This window comes from Paenibacillus sp. P2(2022), assembly GCF_029522175.1.
In the GTDB taxonomy this organism is placed as follows: Bacteria; Bacillota; Bacilli; order Paenibacillales; family Paenibacillaceae; genus Paenibacillus; species Paenibacillus polymyxa.
This window is the reverse complement of record NZ_JAKWFI010000003.1, coordinates 135,351-153,633: the sequence shown is the minus strand read 5'-3', so window position 1 is coordinate 153,633 and position 18,283 is coordinate 135,351. Positions and strand designations below refer to the sequence as shown.

Annotated in this window: 11 protein-coding genes; 8 read left to right on the top strand and 3 right to left on the bottom strand. The window is 43.8% G+C overall.

What is annotated here, in order from left to right; genetic code table 11:
• Nucleotides 1-13 precede the first annotated feature (13 nt).
• From MMB75_RS12425 to metK, 6 genes are all read left to right on the top strand, one after another.
• The gene (locus MMB75_RS12425; RefSeq protein ID WP_045244651.1) at nt 14-1,360 is read left to right on the top strand and encodes an efflux RND transporter periplasmic adaptor subunit; all 1,347 of its coding nucleotides are present in this window, start codon (nt 14-16) and stop codon (nt 1,358-1,360) included.
• A 537-nt stretch (nt 1,361-1,897) separates the two neighbouring features.
• Complete coding sequence (locus MMB75_RS12420; protein ID WP_045244650.1) at nt 1,898-4,264, top strand: copper amine oxidase N-terminal domain-containing protein; 2,367 nt, start codon at nt 1,898-1,900, stop codon at nt 4,262-4,264.
• Between the two features lie 99 nt (nt 4,265-4,363).
• A complete protein-coding gene (locus MMB75_RS12415) occupies nt 4,364-5,896 on the top strand; it encodes a stalk domain-containing protein (protein WP_045244649.1) in 1,533 nt (510 codons plus the stop codon).
• Between the two features lie 44 nt (nt 5,897-5,940).
• Nucleotides 5,941-6,525 carry a hypothetical protein gene (locus MMB75_RS12410; RefSeq protein ID WP_045244648.1) on the top strand — a complete coding sequence of 195 codons (585 nt, stop codon included), beginning with the start codon at nt 5,941-5,943 and terminating at the stop codon, nt 6,523-6,525.
• A 136-nt stretch (nt 6,526-6,661) separates the two neighbouring features.
• Complete coding sequence (locus MMB75_RS12405) at nt 6,662-6,952, top strand: alpha/beta-type small acid-soluble spore protein (protein ID WP_025366000.1); 291 nt, start codon at nt 6,662-6,664, stop codon at nt 6,950-6,952.
• A gap of 329 nt (nt 6,953-7,281) precedes the next feature.
• Complete coding sequence (gene metK / locus MMB75_RS12400; RefSeq protein ID WP_013373407.1) at nt 7,282-8,484, top strand: methionine adenosyltransferase; 1,203 nt, start codon at nt 7,282-7,284, stop codon at nt 8,482-8,484.
• Between the two features lie 127 nt (nt 8,485-8,611).
• Here metK and MMB75_RS12395 read toward each other — a convergent pair whose 3' ends face one another.
• From MMB75_RS12395 to MMB75_RS12385, 3 genes are read right to left on the bottom strand one after another with little or no spacing between them, the layout of a single operon-like run.
• Entirely contained in the window at nt 8,612-9,514 is a 903-nt protein-coding gene (locus tag MMB75_RS12395; protein ID WP_016822908.1) for a TetR/AcrR family transcriptional regulator, read from the bottom strand.
• A 55-nt stretch (nt 9,515-9,569) separates the two neighbouring features.
• The gene (locus tag MMB75_RS12390) at nt 9,570-12,686 is read right to left on the bottom strand and encodes an efflux RND transporter permease subunit (protein WP_025365999.1); all 3,117 of its coding nucleotides are present in this window, start codon (nt 12,684-12,686) and stop codon (nt 9,570-9,572) included.
• Nucleotides 12,683-14,092: an efflux RND transporter periplasmic adaptor subunit gene (locus MMB75_RS12385; RefSeq protein WP_045244647.1), complete on the bottom strand. Its 1,410-nt coding sequence runs from the start codon at nt 14,090-14,092 to the stop codon at nt 12,683-12,685. The genes MMB75_RS12390 and MMB75_RS12385 overlap by 4 nt, the downstream gene beginning before the upstream one ends.
• Nucleotides 14,093-14,356: 264 nt before the next feature.
• On the opposite strand from MMB75_RS12385, the gene MMB75_RS12380 reads away from it, so the two are divergent.
• Both MMB75_RS12380 and MMB75_RS12375 read left to right on the top strand, forming a co-directional pair.
• The gene (locus MMB75_RS12380) at nt 14,357-17,074 is read left to right on the top strand and encodes a stalk domain-containing protein (protein ID WP_045244816.1); all 2,718 of its coding nucleotides are present in this window, start codon (nt 14,357-14,359) and stop codon (nt 17,072-17,074) included.
• A 47-nt stretch (nt 17,075-17,121) separates the two neighbouring features.
• A complete protein-coding gene (locus MMB75_RS12375; RefSeq protein ID WP_013373402.1) occupies nt 17,122-18,282 on the top strand; it encodes a sensor histidine kinase in 1,161 nt (386 codons plus the stop codon).
• Nucleotide 18,283: the final 1 nt, after the last annotated feature.

Genomic DNA, 18,283 nt, shown 5'->3' with positions numbered 1-18,283 from the left:
GTGGAGAAACATAATGAATAAAAAAAGTGCTCTGATTGCTACAACTTTGCTTTTATCAGTTGCATTAGCGGGTTGCGGTGGGGGTGAGGCCCCTGCCGCTCCAACTGCCGCGCAGCAAGCTATTCCGGTTCAAGTAGCCAAAGTGGCCAAAGGTAGTATTAACGACTCAACAGGTATTATTGGAAGCTTTGCTCCCAAGGAGACGGCTCAAGTATCTCCAAAAATTAGTGGTAAGATTCAAGGTATTAACCTTACAGTGGGGCAAAAGGTAAGCAAAGGCGACACATTGTTTACTATAGATCAAAAGGATATACGGGACTCGATTAAGCAATCCCAGGAATCATATCAGGTTGCCTTGGCCAATTTAAAACAGGCTGAGTCAGGCGCAGAGCAATCTGTGCAACAGTCAGAGTCCAGTGTGGATCAAGCCAAAAGTGCGCTTGTACAGCAAGACAATTCCATTACTCAAGCTCAGACCAGCCTGGTTGATGCTCAAAATTCCGTACGTGATGCACAAAATACGCTTAACCGCAACCAACAGTTGTTTAGTGCGGGCGCTCTATCTCAATCCGAGTTAGAGCAGTCCCAAATAGCGTACCGAAAGGCTCAAACTGCGGTGGAAAATGCACAGATTGCACTTCACAATGCACAAACATCCAAGGAAAGTGCACAAACAACATATAATAATGCTCTGAAATCATTACGTCTTGCACAACAGAAAACAGGCATAGATGTAGCCCGCGCTTCTCTAAATCAAGCCAAAGCAAGCTTAGATACAGCGCGTAGTCAACTGGTGGATGCTGTAGTCAAAGCTCCGATTTCCGGCACGATATCGGTAGTAACAGGAGTCCAAGGGCAAATGGTTAGTGCGCAATCTGCAGTTGTTACAATTGCGAATACCAATCCTATCATTGCTAAGGTCAACGTTTCTGAATCAGAGCTTCTGAAGATGCAGGTGGGTTCATCTGTAACTGTAGGTGTGGACTCGTTAGACAAGCGCATTGAAGCCAGAGTGTCGGCCGTCAATCCGGTAATGGATAATGACCTTAAGGCATATCCTGTCGAGATTTCGGTTCCTAATGGTTCTGGCGAATTAAAATCAGGGATGGTTGTAACTGTATATATGAAGACAGAGGCTCCTAAAAACATTTTAGTATCGCAGGACGCCATTACGGAGCAGGCAGGTAAGAAGTATGCATATGTAGTGGAGGGTTCTGTTGCTAAGCGTGTAGAAGTGCAGACAGGCCAGGAAAGTGCCAAACAGGTTGAGATAACCAAGGGGCTTACTGAGGGACAAAATGTTGTCGTTAAGGGTGTAAGTTTGCTTTCTGATGGCGCGAAGATTAATGTAGTAAAATAATTTGTTTTGTTATATTTACATTATATTACTGTTCCCCGTCATTTCTACTATTTAAAGTGTATTAGAGTATTAGATTTCTAAGGAATCTATAGTCTTTATGTACTTTATGTATTCTATGGATTATTCGTTACGAATATACTCCATTAAAGACCTGATTAATGTACATAAATTACCCTTGTACATTTAAGGTTGAGAAGGTAAAAGTTGTAGGATGACGGAGGAACAGGTTCAATAGTATAATTATGACTGTGGAAAGCGGAATACATAATCAAAAAAATAAAATTTTTTTTGAAACAGACGCAACTTTTTAGACCCATGCTACGTCTAATTGGGTGAGTATGAAACAAAGGGGTACAAAAGCGTAAAGACAAAATTCGCTAAAAAAAATCTTTACTGCATTGTTATCACATTGTATAATACTGGAGTACGTCATAAATGGACGCTTTCTTTCAACTAGATTCCAAGCTTCTGTGATATTGTCACAGATATCATTTTATAAGGGTTCTCATAAAGCTCGGAAAGGAGGTGTAACGACTGATGAGTGACAAGATCCGACAAAAAGACAAAAATAATATTTCTGTTTATATTCAAGGAGGAGAAAAAAAGGTTATGACAAAGTTTAACAAAAAAATGATCAACGTGCTGGCAACAGCAACATTGGTTGCTGGTGTTGCAGCTCCAATCGCAGCATTGACTGCACCAACTGCTATCCATGCAGCTTCTAGCTACACAAACCTGAGCAATCCTAGCATTAGCTCCAGTGCACAAGACGACGCTACTTTGGGTAGAACAAGAATGGTTATTACTCAAGCTTCCATCGCTGCTGGTGCATCTTTCACAGTAACATTGCCAAAAGGCTTTGAATTCTCCGGCGCTGGAAACGGTGTTGGTCGCGTAAACAGTGCTACTGACGCTACTTATGGTTTGGGTGTGTATCTGGATGCAGGTGATAACAACCTTGCTAAAAACGCTGATTCCACTGGATATAACGATGCTAATGCAGTAGAAGTTACTAAACTGACTGACAATTCTGCAAGAGTACAATTGAATTTCAGCAACTCTGCAGATGACGCTACTCTTTACCTGAACTTTGGTAAAGTTGATGTTACTGGACCTGCAAATGGCCCTATCAAAGTTGCTATTGATGCAGCATCTGCAAGCGGCTTGACTAGTGGTGAAGCAGTAATTGGTAACGTTGTTTCTTCTGGTCAAATCTCTTTGTCCGCTGCTGACACTGTTTCCAGTGAAGAAAACTTCACTGCAACTTTGAAAGTTAAAGAAGAAACAGCTGGTTCTTTGGGTAAAAACAACATTAAGTTGAAATTGCCTAGCGGTTTTAAATGGGATTCTGCTCCTAAATCCGAAGCTACTATTCTGTTTGGAACTGACATCAAACCAGCTAACGTAAAATACTCTGCTGATGGCGACACTTTGACTTTGTCTTTGGATAAAGTAAGTGGTCAGCAAACATCTTTCCAATTGCCTGTAGGTTTCTACGTAGATGACGAAACTAGTGCTAAAGAAGGCGACGTAACAGTTAGCATTTCTGGTAATGCAACAACTGACGTTAGCTCCTTGGTAGTAGGTAGCTACGGTCAAATCGGTGGCGGCGTTTCCGTGGCTACTCCAACAACGATCCTTGCTGGTCATGACGAGCAAAAAATTGGTGACATCGTAATCAAAGAAACTGTTGCTAAATCTTTTGTTAATGGACGTACTGTAACATTGCGTCTGCCTGAAGGTGCTCGTTGGCAGTCTACTTTTGAAAGCAACAACCCAGGAAGCAGCTTCTCCGGTTCTATGGAGAACACTAACGGATTGGGTGGAGCAGATGTTTCTTACACTGACTCTGACAAACGTACTTTGAAACTGACTTTCAAAAACGTTAACAGCACAACTGACGCTGGTACTTTGAAACTGAAAAACGTTGAAGTTGCTACGCAACCAGGTTTCTCTGGCGATCTGAACGTTGAAGTTGCTGGTAGCCAAGGTCTGAGCGGTAATGTTAAGGTTGCAACTGTGAAACAAGCAGTTACTCTGGCTGCTGCTTCCAAACCAACCCTGACAATCGGTCTGGGCGATCAACAAGTTGGCGATATCACAATCACTGAAGCTGCTAAAGAAGCTTTCGTTAAGAAAGACGGTAGCCGTGAAGTAATCTTGGAATTGCCAACAGGCGTACGTTTTGCTTCTACTCCAGAAGTAAAAGTTACAGCTGGTGACGTTAAAGTGAAGAGCGTATCTACTGATACTTACGGCGAAAGTAACAAAGGCCGTCTGAGCTTCTACATCGACAGCGAATCTGCTACTCCAAGTACAATCACAATCTCTGCTCCTAAGCTGACTGTTGACCGTACTGTAGCTCAAGGCGACATCGTTGCTAAGCTGAAAGGTAGCGCAGTTTCTTACACTGCATACAAAGGCGCAACTGACAACACTCAAAACTGGAAAGACAACAACACTGCAGCTGCTGAAGTAGCAATCGCAACTGTTGGAACTCCAGCTCCAGGTGCTACTAAAACTAAAGCTGTCTTCACACTGGGAAGCACTTCCTACACTGTGAACGGCGAAACTAAAACAGCTGATGTAGCTGCTTATGCTGAAAACGGACGCACTTACTTGCCAGTACGTTATGCAGCTGAAGCTTTGGGTGTATCCCCACAAAACATCCTGTTTGACAAAGCAACTTCCACAGTTACCCTGATTAAAGGTGACCGCGTTGCTCAAATCAAACTGAACACTAACCTGTTGACTGTTAACGGTTCTGTGATTCGTATGGACGTTAAAGCTGTAACTAACAAAAACCGTACTGTACTGCCTATCTTCTGGGTGAGCAGAGCGCTGGATGCATCCATCAACTATGATGCAACTGCTAAAACAGTAACTGTTGAAAACAACAACTAATTTAAGAGCAACTCTTTTGAGTTAACTGAATTAGATGAGAAGAGGGTTCCTTTTGGAGCCCTTTTCTTTTATTAGTCTTATTGACAAAGGAGAGAAATTATGAAACGTTTTGGAGCGGCATTACTATCCACACTGGTTCTTACTTCTGCGTTTGCCAATCTTGCAGGAGCTCAGTCAGGTGATATAAAGGTTATTATTAACGGTGTAACTCAGCAATATACACAATCTCCAGTATTTAGTCAAAATACAACCTTGGTGCCTCTTCGTGGTGTTTTTGAAAGCTTGGGAGCGCAAGTGGAGTGGGACAGCAAAGCCAAAAAAGTAACAGCATCTAAAAATGACGATACATTAACTTTAAATATTGGTTCTAAACTTGCTTATAAAAACAGCAATCCGGTACAGCTTGATGCAGCAACTCAAATTCAAAAGGGGCAAGTACTCGTTCCTTTACGTTTTGTGAGCCAATCATTAGGCGCCAAAGTAAATTGGGATCAGAGGACACGAACAGTTACTATTTCCAATCAAGCTAATGGTAGCACTACTGACGCAAATAGCTTGTCTAGTAAGCCACTCGCAGCTCCTGTGACCAAAGTTACTTATGATACCTACTATAATGACTCCTTGACCTATGTTGATGCAGTTAAACTGGCTATAGCCGATAGTACCTCAGTTAAAACAGCAGAAACGACTATTGACCAAACAGGTAAAATTATGAAAGAAGCTGGCAAGAATATTGACTTTGTTCCAGCTGAAGCAGGTGATGAAGGTCAAGATAAAGCTTTTAAAGGCTATGCTCAAACGAATCTAAATTATGAGGCTGCTAAGAAAAACTTAGATATGACCAAAGAGGGTATTGAATATAATGTGAAAGATCTTTATAACAAGCTCCTTCAAAAGCAAAATGCTGTTAAGCTGGCTGCATTGAATATTGAAGATGCTGAGCGCAAGCTTAAAGTTGCACAAATCAAGAGAGATAATCAAATGTCGAGTGATTATGAGGTTACTCAAGCAACTAATCAGGTGACCCAAAATCAAGCTGCTTTGGAAAAGGCAAAAAAAGATCTGGATAGTGCTTATGTGTCGTTGAACCAAGTGATTGGCTACAAGCCAGAACAACGTTACGAACTCAAGGATAAGCCTGTCTATTCTGAATTTAAAGATAATGTAGAGACAAAAGTAAGCCAAGTACTCACTAGTAGTACTGCTATTTGGTTGAGTGAGCAAAAAGTGGACTTGGCCGAACTGAGCTTGAAACTTTATAATTTCAATACTGCAGGAAATACCCCTTATGAAGCTGAACAACTTAATGTTGAAAAAGCTCAGTATGCTACAGAAGGTACAAAGAGACAGTTGGAAGAAGCTGTGAGAACAATTTATAACAATATCAAGGCATTGGAAAGCCAATACTCACAGATCCAAGCTGGTTTGGTGAGTGCAAGAAGCGCGGCCGACATGGCTAAAAAGCAATTTGATGTTGGATTGGCTACAGAGCTTCAGGTTTACGAGGCTAATTTGAAAGTGACTACTGCTGAACAACAAGCGGAAGATATTGTTTCAAGTATTGATACTTTGAAGCTGGCTTTCAATAAGCCATGGGCTATGCAAGGTTCCGCTGGAGCAAGTGCGCAATAATTTAAGCTTACCTATACTTGTTATAACTGCAGTAGGAGGTTTTCATGAAATCACGCTATAAAGTATCGTTGGCTGCTGTTTTACTTGGAGGAGGAATTGTGGCTGGCTCTTTGATGAACAATTCAGTTAATGGAGCCTCCAGTTCTGGACAACCTGGAACAGCTGATGATCCAGTCGTAACCAAAAGCTATGTTGACCAAAAAATTGCTCAGGCCATCAAAGGTGGGGGAACTGCAAGCAGCACTAGTAGTAAAACATCTAACTCGACTGCTCCAGCAACAAACACCACTGCTTCTAATACAACGTCTTCAGGAACCTCTAATGCAGCTAAAAGTTCAACGGTGGAGCAGACGACAGAGGCTTTGAAGGTTGTTGATGTAAAGCCTGGTCAGAAACTGATTGCCAAAGCTGGGGCAGAATTTATTTTACGTAATGGAAATGCTGTTGTGTACAGCATGGATGCCAGTGGTGCTATTGATATTACTTCTGGAACTGAAATTGTTCATAACCAGGCTGTCGAAAAAAATCATTTATTATCGTTTCCTAGAGAAGGAAGAGGTATTCAAGTAAAAGAAGGGCAGAAGTTTGGCCTAGTCGTTATGGTACGAGGCGGTTATACTGTTCAATAACTGGTGTCTATCTCTGTTTAAGGTACTCTTTTTCTTAAATACTGCTTGGGATAGCAAATTGTTCTTGGCTAAGTTGACTTTAAACACTGCACACTAACTTCATGAAAAATAATTCATTGAGTGGAGGGTGCAAACGATGGCGTCAAGAAGTCAAAGACGATTAATTCCCGAAAGCCGTGCCAGGTTAGATGATTTGAAGTATGAAATTGCTGCCGAGTTTGGGTTACCTATTTATAATCCTCAATATGCACATATACATCCGAATGCTGATAGTGAATTTGCTGCAGAATTGGGGGAGTTTACAAGGAATCAAAATGTAGAGTGGCGCGATTTAACTTCAAGACAAAATGGTTCCGTTGGTGGAGAAATTACTAAACGATTGATACAATCCGCTGAACGTAGCCTGTCTGAATTTGGTACATTATAAATTGTAATTATTGATATAGATTTTAAACAAATAGTAGGTATAAACTGGAGCTATTTACATGTGGATCATAATGGTTCGCATGTAAACTCACTTCATTTTCGAATTTTGTTATTTGGATGACATGAATTGACACCTTGTTTTAAATAGGATATCATGGCATTTGAGGCTTGTACGCAACCTTTTCCTACCGGAAAAGGTTCATTTTTTGTTAATCAGGTGTAAAAGATATCTTCCGTCATTTGTTGAGTTGAAGGTAACTGAATAATGCCATGCCATGTTAGGATTTATTAAAAATCCTCATGTATTTTAATTGTGGGAGGTTGAAATTCATGTCTGTAAAAGGTCGTCATTTGTTCACGTCCGAGTCTGTAACAGAAGGCCATCCGGATAAAATTTGTGATCAGATATCCGATGCTGTATTGGACGCCTTTTTGGCTAATGACCCTAATGCACGGGTAGCATGTGAAGTATCGGTAGCTACCGGTCTCGTTCTCGTCATTGGTGAAATCAGCTCCAAATCGGAATACGTGGATATTCCATCCATTGTTCGTAATACGATTAAGGAAATTGGTTATACACGTGCAAAATACGGTTTTGACTATAATACTTGCGCTGTATTGACTTCTTTGAATGAACAGTCGCCAGACATTGCTCAAGGGGTTAACGCCGCCCTGGAAAGCCGTGATCCTGCTGAAGTAGATAAGGAAACAGAAAACATTGGGGCTGGTGACCAAGGATTAATGTTCGGTTTTGCTACGAACGAAACACCTGAGCTAATGCCTCTTCCTATCGCTATGTCTCACCGTATTGCACGACGCTTGTCTGAAGTGCGTAAGGATGGAACGCTGAATTACCTTCGTCCAGATGGTAAAACTCAAGTAACGGTAGAATATGAAAATGGAAAACCTGTTCGTATTGATGCTATTGTGGTTTCTACGCAGCATGCAGAAGATACAACTTTGGAACAGATTCAAGCAGACATCAAGGAAAAGGTTATTTTGCCAGTTGTTCCTGCCGAATTGCTGGATGAGCAAACCAAGTACTACATTAATCCAACAGGGCGTTTCGTTATCGGTGGTCCTCAAGGGGATGCAGGTCTGACAGGCCGTAAAATTATTGTGGATACGTACGGTGGTTATGCACGTCATGGCGGGGGAGCATTTTCGGGTAAAGATCCAACCAAAGTGGACCGTTCTGCTGCTTATGCTGCTCGTTATGTAGCGAAAAACCTCGTGGCAGCTGGATTGGCTGACAAGGTGGAAATTCAGCTTGCTTATGCCATCGGTGTAGCTACGCCTGTTTCGATTAACGTCGATACATACGGCACAGGGAAAGTTAGTGATGAAAAACTCGTTGAACTGATCCGAAATAACTTCGATCTTCGCCCAGCAGGCATCATTCGCATGTTGGATCTGCGTCGTCCAATTTACAAGCAAACAGCTGCTTACGGCCACTTTGGACGTACAGATCTGGATGTACCGTGGGAGAGTGTAGATAAAGCGGAAATTCTGAGAGAGCAAGCGGGGTTATAATTCTCGTAAGTTATCAGAATAACGCATTAACCTAAAAAGACTGTTCATGCTATGCATGAGACAGTCTTTTTTTGATATGCTCTGCTATTAATTATGAACTTGCCATAGTGTACTTAATTTCACACCACTATTCGGATATCGGTGCGAGACCCAATAAATTTCTGAGTAAATGACACACCTTTTGTACTTCCTTATATTGCTCCAAATACGCAAAAAGAGCTTTTAAGAGACCTTTTTGAGGGTTCGATTTCAGAGCCTCTTCCTTTAATTGAGCGTAAATTTGCTGACACTCCTGTTTCTCCTCTGTGCTCCACGAAGAAAGCAGTATACTGTCTTCCAGGGAGTGGAGCAGGCCGTTAATTTGACGACCTTGGTCAAAGGGATTACTTAGTGCGCTCTCGGGTAACCAGCCTTTTTTGCTCCAGAACAAATGTGGAGCGGAATCAGCACTGCTCAGGCTGGTTGCCAAGGAACTGGATAAGAAGATGATAAACTGTGTTAGATGCTCAATCGTTTCATCATTCATCCGATCGGCAAAGAAGCGAATATATTCGAACACAATGCTTTTCAGTACAAAGGTTATATCCCATGCATGATCTTCAATGCCTGGTCCAAAAATATCAATTAGGCAGTCGTGAACCCATTTGTACAATTTGTATTCGTGCTGTTCAAACGCACCATTGAGTTGTTCATTCTGAAAAATAAGCATGGAAGGCTCAGGAAGATCCATCATGAGATACACTTTGTTTTCAACGAGATTTTTCAAATAAAGTACAATAAAACCGTGCAGTTTATCGTGCTTAGAAAGATCAGGTTTACTGTAGAGAGCCCGGATGTCTTGTTCAATGTTATTCTCCAGAATGATGCACATTTCCAAAGGCAGTTCTTCTTTCCCTTGAAAGTATTTATAGAAGGATGCCTTTGCCATTCCACTTTCTTTGGCGATTTCCTCAACAGATGTTGAATAATAGCCTTTTCTGGAGAACAGCCGAATGGCCGCCTGTAAAATATCATTTTTTTTACTTTCCATACATACTTCCCTCCAGGAACCAACTCGACAGCATGCGGATTTACCACTTCATACATTACAAAGGTTGGTCACGTGTAATAACTGTGTGCTGCTGTTTTTTGAGTTGTCGGTGCATCTTGTACTTGGCCATGATCATATACAAGGACGGCACCACAAACAAAGTTAACAAGGTCGAAAATAACAAACCGAAAATAACGGTGAACGCTAGTGGCTTAAAGAGCAGGCTTCCCAATAGTGCTAAGGGAATCATACCTACAATGGCAGCCAGGGAAGTCAATAAAATCGGTCTGAAACGAGCAGCGGCCGCTTGTATTACGGCTTCCTTTAATTCCATTCCTTCATGTCTTGCATCCTCGATAAATTCAATTAAGACAATCCCATTCCTCACAACAATGCCCGCAAGTGCGATAATTCCCATGATGCTCATAAAACCGATGGGCATACCAGTCAGAAAAATACCAATTATCCCGCCGGCTGCTGCTAGGTACACGGTTGTCATAATAATAATAGGAATGGAGAGTGAATAAAACTGCATCGTGATCAAGAGTAGAATGAGTAAGACTACAACGATCGCCAGCTTCCCTAAATCCGCGAATATGGTAGACTGATCGGATGTTTCACCGCCTACCTCCCATTTATAGCCTTCAGGGAACTTCATTTGTGCCAGTTTGCCTTCCACATCTACCATGGCTTCGCTTGCAGTTCGTCCGTTCAAGTCGGCTTCGACTGTAATCGTCCGCTCCATATTGTAATGCTTGATTTGCTGAATAGCAAATGACGGCTTAATCTGTACTAGCTGGTTTAATGGAATTTGCTTTCCGGCTGCATTCACTACACTTAGTTGTTGGAAAAGCTTACTTGGCTCCTCGTTACTGTGATTCAAATACATTTTGATATCTACCAGACTGCTTCCAGTATCGAATTGACTGACTTGAGCTCCTTCTTTTAACAGAAGAAGGGTACGAGTCAAATCTGTGTAGCTTACTAGATACTGATCCATGGCTTGTTTGTTGACCTCAAGCTCGAGGGCATATCGTTCAATTCCTATGTCATCTACGATGCCCGTTGTGCCCTCTACTGTCGCGATCTGCTCCTTTGCTTTTTGGGCAAGGGTTTGCAGTTCATTTAAATCCTGACCTGAGATACGAATAGAAACGGGTTTACCTACTGGAATCCCAAGACGGGGAACATACATAGTAACCGTGACGCCAGGGTAGGATTTCTTAACATGTTGTTCCCAGGCATCAACTGTCGAATTGAGATCGAAAACGTTCTCTTTTCCGACGACAGCAATCTGACCTACGGTTTCGTTATAAGTAATATTTCCACCCATGCTATTAATGTCACTAAACAGTTGGGGAGCAGTCCCTCCTGCGCTGTAAACGACCTTGGAAGTTTCAGGTTGCTTCTTGATCCAGCCTGCAAGATCTTTAACGACCTGGTCGGTTTCCGCAATGGAAGTGCCTACAGGCATTTTTACATTTAGTGCAACATGAGGGTCTTCCGATTCAGGGAAAAGCTCAACGGATGTAAAGGGAACTAATCCATAAGCAGCTGTTCCAAGCATGAGTCCAACCATAGCCGTCAGCAAGGGACGCTGAATGACTTTAGGCATCAGCTTTTGTGAATAAAGCTTGTTTAAAGAGTGAATCTGCTGACCGAGCAAGCCTACTGGTTTTGATTTCCCCTGAGGATGACGAGTCTGTCTGCGCTTTTCATACCATTCTCGAAAAATAGGGATGATCGTGAGGGACATGATCATAGAGGCTAACATGGTCAGAGAAACAATGGCGGGAATGGGTCTAATAAAGGCACCTACATTTCCGGGAAGAAACAACAGTGGAGCGAAAGCTGAGATGGTGGCCAATGTTGCAACCAAAATAGACAGCATGACCTCTTTGGTACCTTTTATAGCTGCAACGGAGGGTGATTCTCCTAATTCCGTAAGTCTGCGCTCAATATTATCGTTTACCACTACAGCATCATCCACGAGTATGCCGAGTACAATGATCAGACCGACAACGGAAATCTGATTTAAAGTAATGCCGAACATAGGTAGAAAGATAATGGCAATCGAAACCGAAATAGGGATTGCCAGCGCGACAAAAGCAGAGGTGAGCAAATTCAAGCCCAACATACAAACGAGAATAACAGCCGCAATTGCCAGAATCGTTTCACGCTTTAAGTCGTCAAAGATATGGTTTACCTGATCCTTTTGTGCAAAGAGAGTCTGTAAGTGAACACCTACGGGGAGTGTTTTCTCCAGCTCCTTGAGCTTGGTATTGACCTTTTCGCTCATAGAGGGGATGTCTGTGCCTGTTTCCGCTCCAATACTTAGCGTAATGGCCGGTTTACCCTCTACATAAGCGAAATATTCTGCCTCAGGATGTGCCAGCTCAGTTGTTCCAATATCTCTTAAATAAACAGGATTACCTTCCTTTGTACGTGTCAAAATGACCTGATTTAATTCGTCAGCTTTTTCGGTCTCACGAACAATGAGTTGATAGGTACGTCCGTTGTATTCAATATTACCGGTAGGAACTCGATCGATCTGAGATTGGATCGCTTGTGCCACTTGTCCCCACGACAACTGATATTGCTGGAGCTTCTGATTGTCGATATGGACACGTACTTCTTGGTCAGGAAGACCATTGAATTTGACACTGGATACGCCGGAAATCGTATTAAGTTGATCTTTCCAGTTGGTGGTCAAATCATTTAGTTTATACAGTGGTGCAGATGAGTCGGCGGTCAGAGCATAAGAGCCGATAAACGAGCTGGTCAGCTTGTCATTTACAACAGGCACCTCAGCACCTTGAGGAAGATCGGCTTGTGCATCTTGCACCTTTTTACGCATATTATCCCAAACTGTCTGAGGATCCACTCCATTTTTGGATTCGATTAGAATAGAGGAGAATCCGTTGCCAGAAGTCGAATTAATCGTTTTAACACCTTCAACCTCCTTGATGCGTTTCTCTAGCTCTTTAGTTACGGTTTGTTCTACCTTTTGTGGCGAAGCACCGGGGTAAACGGTTGTGACCATAGCATTCTGTATGGTCACGTCTGGCATTTCCTGCTGTGGTAACTGGAAAAAACCGAAAGCTCCAACTACAATCAGCATGACAAAAAACAGCAATGTTATTTTTCGCTTTTTTACGATGTACTCAATCATGGACGTCCGCCTTCCTCCGACTGAATCGCATTTCCATCAAACAGGGATTCTGCCCCTTTAATGACAATACGTTCTCCTTCACGAAGCCCGGATACAATTTGCAATTGATTATCTACAACCTGATTGCCAAGCTCCACAGGGGTTCTAACCGCTTTTCCTTGAATATCTTTGAAAATAAAAGGCTTGCTTCCCGTATTGATGACTGCTTCAGCAGGCACAAGAATACCATTCTTGTCTGTCACCTGATGCGCAGCTTTAATGACCTGGCCGGGTAACCAGTCTCGCTGTGGATTGGCAATGATAATCTCTACGTTAACCCGCCCCGTATCGGTGCTGGTTGAAGGATAGATGTTGGACACCATACCATGACGAGTCTCATCATAGAGTGCCACCTTCACCTGTTGTCCCTTTTTCCAATCCTTAATTTCACTGTCTGGTACGGGAAGGAGTACTTTAAGACGGTCGGTGGAGCCTATGCGATAGACGGCTTGGCCCGACGCGACCAAATCACCTGTATTCACGATTTTGTCTAAGATTACGCCGTTCACGGGAGAAGTTAAACGGGTGCGTGACAATGCCAGCTCCGCCTGGTCCTTGGCGACAAGGGCCTTTTCGTAGTTGGCACGTGCTTGTTTCTGGGAAGCCTCTGCTTGTTCGCTGGCTGCAAGAGCTTTAGTTTTACCTGCAATCGCATCCTGAAAGGAAGCTTGGACAGATTGATGCTCTTCGGCTGTGGCCCCTTCCAGCAAAAGAGATAAGGAAGCTTTTGCTTGCTCCAGATTTTGAAGAGCAGCAGTTGCATTCAGGCGGGCGTTCTCGTTATCCGACGCGGTAGCTGCACCTGCCTCAAACAGCTTTTGTGTCCGCTCGCTATCCGTCCTGGCCTTGTTATAGGCGCTTTGTGCCTTATCGACAGTGATTTGTGCTTGCTGTTTTTCCTGAGCGCGCGCACCCTTGTTGGCCCTGCTGACATTTGCACGAGCACTCGTAATACCTGCATCGGCGGATTGAATGGCAGAGGCAGCTGCCTGTAGGTTAGCCTGTGCGTTATCTATACCGGCTAAAGCTTCTTGGATAGAGGCCGTTGCCTGTGCAACCTGTAGCCTGTAGTCAGCATCATCTAGACGGGCAATGATTGCCCCTTTTTGGACTAGAGTGCCAGTAGTGACCTCTGCGCCGGCGACGATCCCTCCATTTTGAAAGGCCAGTGTACGTTCTTCATAAGCCTGAAGGGTGCCTGACAAGTCATAGGCGGTATGGAGTGGTGTATTTTTGACGATTGTAGTGCGCACAACGGTCGGCTGTGCGGATGAACCTGAAGCAGCATCTTTTTTTTCGGTAGAACATCCGGCAATTGCGAGGCTCATTGATAAGGTGAGCATGATGATGGCCCGTTGTTTATTCATGATTATCCTTCCTTCCGATAGGGTCATAAAATCGAGTTTAAACTAATTGGTTTAAAATGAACTCATTAGTTCATGTGTATTATAGTGCGCCTATATTGCATTCGTCAATTCACTGTTTTGGATTTTATGAATTAGTTGGCGGAATTTCGGAACTTTTGCCTTTATAATAAGTCTATTAACATAAGAGGATTTTTTTGTTTATTGGTAGAGTACATGCGCGGATTAATCCGTTTGAATACAAAGAAGATGGGAGCTATTATCCAAATGTTTTTAAGTAATAGAAAACAGAGCAAAGTGAAAGTAGATGGCAAAGGAATTGCTAAAAGATGGGCTGTTTTAACGCTGGCAGGAGTATTATGGGTCGGTCCGGTTGCCGGAACTGGGGTTCTAGTCCCGTTAAATAATTGGATATCTGCGCCAATCGCGAGTGCTGCCTCCGGTTCAACGGTAAAATTGGGTGAGGAGATCATTACTTCGGGCGCAACATTATTGAAATATCGTTTTAAAGGGTCCAAGGGAACAGCGCTGGCTGATATCGTTCGAGTAGACCTGCAAAATCCGTACGTAAAGCTGGATGTCATGACTGGGAAGAACGGACAGTTTACGACCCGTCAGAGTACAGGCGGTATGGCAAAAGAGACCGGTGCGGTTGCTGGTGTGAACGGGGATTATTTTAATACCTCTAGCGAGGGAGCACCGATCGGTGGACAGGTGTCTAAAGGGGTGTTGATGTCTACTCCCTCTGATTTAACAGGGATGTATGCCTTTGCTGTAACGAAGGATGGCTCACCGATGGTTGAGCAATTTACTTTTGAAGGTACAGTAAAAGCTGGTGATGGGTCTTCCTTCTCTTTGGCAGGGATGAATAAGGCTTCATACTCGCCTGAGACGAGTGGGAGCAGCTATAGTCACTCCAATGCTATGTATATTTATACATCTGCTTGGAAAGCAATTGAGCGACCTAAAAACAGTTCGACAACGCCTACTGAAATATTGGTACAAAATGGCGTGGTTACGCAAGTCTCCGAAAATGCTACATTGAATATGACTGTTCCGCAGGATGGCTATATTTTGCGTACACACGGTAAAGCAGCGGATTATGCCAAAGCGCATCTGACTGTGGGACAGACTGTAGAAACGAACTATCACCTTCGCGTCAAATCGACAGGGAGTGAAGTAGATCCTTCCAACCTACAAATGATGATCGGTGGACATACCATATTAGTAAATGACGGACAGAAGACGTCGTTCTCCCGAAGTACGACAAGTATAGGCGGGACGCGTGCGCGTACGGCTCTGGGATATTCCCGTGACAAGCGATATGCCTATGTCATCGCCGTTGAGAAGAATGGGAACAGCGTTGGTGTATCCTTGAGCGAGCTGCAAACACTGATGAAAGATATTGGTGTCTGGAAGGGGATGAACCTCGATGGTGGCGGCTCTACCACCATGGTAACTCGTGATTTGGGAGATACGACAGCGGGGCTTACATTCAATACAGAATATGGTACAGAGCAACGTAGCATCGTAAATGGAGTGGGAGTATATACCACTGCTCCTAAAGGAACGCTCAAAGGCTTTACCATCAAGGGCAATAAAACGCTGCTGATTGGTCAGAGCGGAAGCTACTCCTTCAAAGGCTACGACAACTACTACAATCCATTTGATACCTCGAAAGTACAAGTGACGTGGAAGTCCAGCAACCCAGCTGTTGTGTCCGTGAGCGGCGGTGTTGTGAAGGGGGCCAAACCGGGAACTGCTACTTTAACTGCATCCAGTGGCTCAGCCAGTGCGACAACCAAGGTCACCGTGCTTGGAGCAGATGAAATTTCATCACTTACTGCTGGAAGTGGGACAGGCTCGCTTACTGCAGGAGCTAAAATCGCAGTACCGATAACGGCCAAGACGAAAGATGGACAGAGTGTCAGCATTACATCAGATGCGCTCAAATGGGAGTTCATCGGCTTTAAGGGAAACGTTAAGGATAATCAGCTTACGGTAAATACAGTGGATGCGGGTGTGAAAACAGGCTATGCCATTGGTCGCTACGATGGTTTCAGTGCGGTTGTCTTCCTGTCCGCTGGCGGGGCAAGTACAAATAACTGGGAAAACTTCGAAAATGTTTCGTATCCGGTTGATTTCACTTCAAATGTGGAAGGTGTTACCGGTACAGCGGCTGTTGTACAAGGGGATGGAGACCATGCCAATTCCAAAGTGCTGGAGCTAAGCTACGACATGACGAACGGCAGTGGCAAAATGTATGCTTACGCTCAATTAAATGGCACATCCGGGAAGACGTTGGAGCAGGCAGCTACATCCATCTCGATTGATGTCAAAGGGGATAAGAGTCTGAACTGGCTGCGTGCGGAACTGGAGGATGCTCAAGGCAAAACGGCATATATTGATCTTGCCAAAGTGATCGACTGGAACGGCTGGAAAACGATTAACGCAGATATGAGCGGTTTGAATATTTCTTATCCGGCGAAGCTGAAACGTCTCTATGTGGTCAATGTAGCCGAGGGTCAGGATGAGCGCGCTAAGACAGGTAAGGTTGCTTTTGATAATATCTCTTTTAATACACCGGGGACGGTCGGCACAGAAGGACTTAAAAAGGGAACAGCTCAGATGACGATCGGTCAAAAATCAATGACGGTAAATGGAACGCCAACAACGATTGATGCAGCTCCGATGACTCGCAATGGTTCGACATATGTTCCAATTAAGTATGTGCTGGACGCATTTGGCGGACAAGCCAAATGGAATGCGGGCGATCAGCGGATCACCATTATGCGCGGTGGTGTGCTGATGGATTTGACTGTAGGAAAAAAAGAAGTGATTCTAAACGGAAAGCGTCAGAGAACTGAAGTTGCACCTATTGTACTGGGAGGCAGGACTTTAGTCCCATTAAGACTGGTGTCTGAACAGTTAGGAATGACTGTAAAATGGGAACAAGAAACGAAGACCATCACCCTCCAGTCATGATATGGTATGATATATACTTGAAATGCTAGGATTGGAGTAGAACATTTGTGGACTTTCAAGCCGATATCATAGACCGAGTCATTAAAAATGCCATCCAGGTGATGGAGAACAGCAAATATCAGATGTTCGAAATATTGGACACGGCCCGGACCGAACTGGTTACGTTAAATCAAGAGCTTCAGAGCGTATTGAAGGAAACGGCAGAAACGATCGAAAAAGTGGACCAGCTGGAAATGAACTATCGGCGGTCCCGAATTCGGTTGACTGAGGTCAGCCGTGATTTCGTCCGTTACTCGGAAGAGGATATCAAACAGGCTTATGAGAAGGCGACACAGCTTCAACTCGATGTGATGATTTTTCGCGAGAAGGAAATGTATCTCAAAGCCAGAAGAGATGATCTTCAAAAGCGGGCCAAAAGTGTCGAGGCTTCTGTCGAGCGGGCCGAAACTATCGGTTCGCAGATGGGGGTCGTGCTGGAATATTTATCGGGTGAATTGGGACAAGTGACGCGGATCATTGAATCGGCCAAGAATCGGCAGTTTATTGGTCTGAAAATTATTTTGGCTCAGGAAGAGGAGCGTAAGCGCATATCCCGTGAAATTCACGATGGACCTGCGCAACTCCTTGCGCATCTAGTGCTTAGGACGGAAATTGTGGAAAGAATGATCGCCAAGCAGGAATTTAAGATGGTTCAGGACGAAATAGTAGACTTGAAGAAACAAGTTCGCTCCAGTCTTGAAGAAATGCGAAAGGTCATTTTCAACTTGCGTCCCATGGCCCTGGATGACCTGGGGCTTATTCCGACGCTCCGGAAATATGTGCAGGATTTTGAAGAAAAAACGAAGATTAGAGCGCTTTTTGAAACAAGGGGCAAGGAACACCGTCTCTCTTCCGCGATGGAAGCAGCCATTTACCGTCTGATCCAGGAAGCTTTGACTAACGCTGCCAAGCATGCTTACCCTACCTATGTGCTTGTGGAGATTACCTACCAGGCACAGCTTGTAAAAATTGTTGTGCAGGATAATGGTCTGGGCTTTAAGCCAGAGCTTTTTCAGCAAAAAAGCAAAGACCATGGGCATTTTGGTCTGATTGGTATGCGGGAAAGGGTTGAACTGCTCGAGGGGAGAATGGAGATCGAATCAGCTGAGAATCAAGGCACCAAGATAGTGATTCATATCCCAACCAACGTGGAAAAGGGAAAGGAGTAAC